The sequence below is a fragment of the Allobosea spartocytisi genome (genome assembly GCF_014764685.1).
GTDB lineage: Bacteria > Pseudomonadota > Alphaproteobacteria > Rhizobiales > Beijerinckiaceae > Allobosea > Allobosea spartocytisi.
Genome location: NZ_JACXWY010000053.1, coordinates 1 through 3,722 on the forward strand (window position 1 = coordinate 1; position 3,722 = coordinate 3,722).

Here is a 3,722-nt window from a genome sequence, read left to right on the forward strand (position 1 = left end):
CCCATGCCTATGCCGCCGTCTCGTCATGCGCGGCATTCTGGCTCGCGGCGAGCAGCTCGCGCACCACCTGATCGGCGTTGAACCTCGCCTTGCGAACCGATTCGTCCTTGTCGCTCATCTGATAGAGCGTCCCATGTCCGCCCGTCATGGTGCGGTAGGTGATGCGCCGATAGAGGGCGTTTGAACAGACCGGCACTTTTTCCGCATCGAGATAGGCGACGACCTCGCGCAGCGGCCGGGTGTTCCGATCGAGACTGTCGTACTCATTGAACAGAACACGATGTTGGCTCATTGGGAGCCCCGACGTGGTTGCGTGTTGCTCAAGGCTTCGGATGGTGCGCACCACCTGCGAAGCGTCGAAGGTATGCACCTTGCAGGGCAAGACCACGAGGTCGGCATGCAACGCGGCCTGGACGAGAACGTCACCGTAGTAGCCTGGCGTGTCGATCACGACGACGTCGTAGGACTGGAGCTTATCGATCGCGGCGACCAACGCACTCTCGTCCGGCGCACGGACCAGGTCGACCCCCTGGGGGCTCAATCCCCTGGCGACGCTCGAAGCGTGCCATTGGTATGAGGACCCTTGAGGGTCCGCATCGATGATCGCAGCCGAATAGCCATGCTTGGCAAACTCGCCCGCGAGAATGATAGCGACGGTCGTCTTACCGCTCCCGCCCTTCGGGTTGGCAACAGCGAAGATGCTCGGCATGGCTTCTCCTTAAGATCGCATCTCAAAACAACATACAGTATAATATATATACGACAATGCTGCATTCCCTCTTTCCGGTAGCTCGGCATAGCGGCATGTCGTCCATGTGCGATTCCAGTTTTGTGGCAGTGCCGCCTTTCGGCAGTGCCTCAATGAGCTAATGCCGCATTACCGTAACTCGCGATTGCCGCGTTTCACTGCTGCATTAACGCCGCAATGCGGTAATGCGCTAGAGCGTTAGAGCGGTATTGCACTATTCGGGTGTCGGTTGGGCCCGGTCGAGGCCATCTCGTGTGGTGTCGTGGGGTCTGTCATGTGTCTCCGTGATAAGTACAGTATAATAGATATTGGTTGACAAGATACCGGTTTATGGGCCAAACCGGGGGACGGCTGCTGAACGCGGCCGAAGGGCGCTGACGCGCCTTCGTGGTCATCGGGTCGATGCCCACGCCTTGGCTCCGGCCTCACGGCCGCCGAGTCTTGCAAACGGAAGGGAAGGGGAGCGCCGATGGCCCGCTCCGAGAAGGCACCGCGACGCAAGCCGAGGCTTCGGACCGAACTGTCCGAGCTCGATGAGCAGCGGCTTCAGGAGGCCGTCGCGCTGTTCGGATTGCCCAAGGCCGAGGTCGTTCGCCGGTTGATCCGCGCATCGGTGCAGGCCGGCCCAGCCCTGTCGGCCGACAATACGCGCGCCGTCGTCGCGCTTGCGAGCCAGGTTCGCATGGTTGGCCGAAATCTCTCGCAGGTGCTCAAAGCGATCCACCGCGGCCATGCAGTACGGATCGAGGACACCGAGCCGGTCTGGCGCGGCCTGCACGAGATCGTCTCGGCGATCAACGACGAGCTCACCGAAATGACGGTCGCTTACGGATCGAAATTGCGTCGCGAAGCGAAGCTGACATTGCCGGTGGAGCTGGCCGAGAGCGAGTCCGCATGAGCCGCGCCGCACAGATCGCCTGGTGGGTCGAGCAGGTGGAGGCAGCCCGACGTGCCATCGACGATGCGGGGCATACGCGTCGGCGTCCGACGTCGGGGCTCGATGAGGAGGTGCGGGGTCGCCGCGGTCGGGTGGCGCCGCTTCCTAATGCGCCGACGGCTCACGAAATCATCCGGGGGACGACGATCACCGGCGGACGGGATGAGGAGCGGTTGCGGTTCCTGCCCACTGCGTCGGGTGGCGGTGGAGGGAGAGGGGGCGCGTCAACGCCCTCGGCCGCGAAATCAGCTCCGATCGCCGGCGGCGGGCCCGGCGGAGGAGGCGGGAGCGGCGAAGGGCAGGGCGGAGCTGTCGGGCGCGCGCGTCAGCTTGCGGCCGGCTATCAGCCCGCCGTCATCAAAGTGGTGTCCTACGCGCGTGGCGTGGCGCGGGCGACTGCGACGGGCCAATATGTACAGCGTGAAGATGTCGCGCTCGAAACCCATGACGGCCGGATGCTTGCCGATCGCGAAGCAGTCGCAGATGAGATCAAAGCCTGGTCGACGAACTTCGCAAAGCGAGCCGAGAGCCATGACGTCGGCGCGGTGCGCCTGACGCTCCAAGGTGTTGCTGACACGCCGGAGGGCAGGGCGATCCTCGAAAAAGCGGTTGCGGCTGGCTTCGAGGGCCATCGACACGCCTATCGCATTGATGCCACGCGCGACGGCATGCTCGAAGCGCGCGTGGTGACGGCAATGGCTGGACCAGGCAAGGAGCGGTTCCGGGTCCGCGAAGAGCGCGTCGGAGCCGAGGGCAGGGGGTTGACGCAGAAGAGGCTCGACATGGCATCAGAAGCGCGCGCGAAGGAGCGGATCACAGGAGCGACCGGCCTAGCGCCGGAGGCGATCGGTATTGTCCCCCGCGCCACGAGTCATGGCCGCGACGGGGTGACCTACCGTCTCAACAGGCTGATCGAGAAAGGTCCGGCGATCGACGACCGGGGCAAGGCGATCGCCAATGTCGCGGAGACGCGGACCGCCGCGCGCGAATGGGGGCCGACGTTGCGCTCGCAATCGTCGCGCGACACCATGCATCTGATTGTGTCGGCGAAGGCCGGAACCGATGTTGACGCACTGACGCGGGCGGCTCGCGCATTCCTGCACGATCGTTTTACCGATCACAAATTCATGTTCGGCGTCCATACCGACAAGGAGGCGGCCGGCCATATCCATGTCCATGCGGTGGTGGCGGTGAAAAGCGAGGCCGGTCAGAAGCTGCACCCGAGCCGTGATACCTTCAGCGAGTGGCGGCAGGCTTACGCCCAGCATGCGCAGGCGGAAGGTCTCAAGATCGTCGCGACATCTGCGCGCGAACGCGCGTCGTCGCAAAGCTATGGTCCGAAGGACAAGGCGATCGTCGACGCGGCGGATCGGCCGCGGCCGACCCGCGCGGCACGCGATCGCGCGTATGCCACGGATCCCGCCAATCGGCGTTTGATCGACAATGCGCGCCAGCGGATAGCGGTCGCGCGCACAAACCCAATTCGCTTGCCCATGACGGCGCAAGACCTGAAGGTCGTGAACGAGGGTGTTCAGGCCTGGCGGACGGTCGCGACCGAGCAGCCGGCTAACCCGCAAGCAAAGGATATGCTCGAGCGCTTGTTGATGGCCCAGACCGTCGGGTCGATCGTGCAGACGATCGGGAAACGCGTGGAGCAGTTAACGAAGGAGGGCCCGAACATGGCAGCAACATCCGAACAAATGGCAAAGGACCTGCGCGTCATGAATGACGCGGTGTCGCGAACCAGCGACCTGCTGGACGGAGAGACAAAACAGCAGTTCCGCGAGGCATCATCGCGCTATCTCGAGACGCTCGCGAACCGCATCGACCTGCAGCGCGCTTCCGAGAATGGCGTGCAGCAGATGAGCCGCGCCGAGGTCGAGGCTATCGCCGGTGCCAACGCTGATAGGCTCATCGAGCGGGCGAGCGGAGTTCAGCAGCGCGAGGAGCGAGAGGCCGCGACCGCCGCAAGATTGGCCGATCGTGCGATCGCTGCCGAGCGTCGGGAGGAAGCCACGGCCGGCATCGACCCTACGT

At 64.1% G+C, this 3,722-nt stretch carries 3 protein-coding genes; 2 read left to right on the plus strand and 1 reads right to left on the minus strand.

Annotated features, from left to right (window positions below; genetic code table 11):
• Positions 1-7 precede the first annotated feature (7 nt).
• Positions 8-709 carry a ParA family protein gene (locus tag IED13_RS28385; RefSeq protein ID WP_191126125.1) on the minus strand — a complete coding sequence of 234 codons (702 nt, stop codon included), beginning with the start codon at positions 707-709 and terminating at the stop codon, positions 8-10.
• 508 nt (positions 710-1,217) lie between these two features.
• On the opposite strand from IED13_RS28385, the gene IED13_RS28390 reads away from it, so the two are divergent.
• Entirely contained in the window at positions 1,218-1,646 is a 429-nt protein-coding gene (locus IED13_RS28390) for a hypothetical protein (protein WP_191126126.1), read from the plus strand.
• A partial coding sequence (locus IED13_RS28395; protein WP_191126127.1) for a relaxase/mobilization nuclease domain-containing protein occupies positions 1,643-3,722 on the plus strand: 2,080 nt, incomplete at its 3' end. The genes IED13_RS28390 and IED13_RS28395, both read left to right, overlap by 4 nt.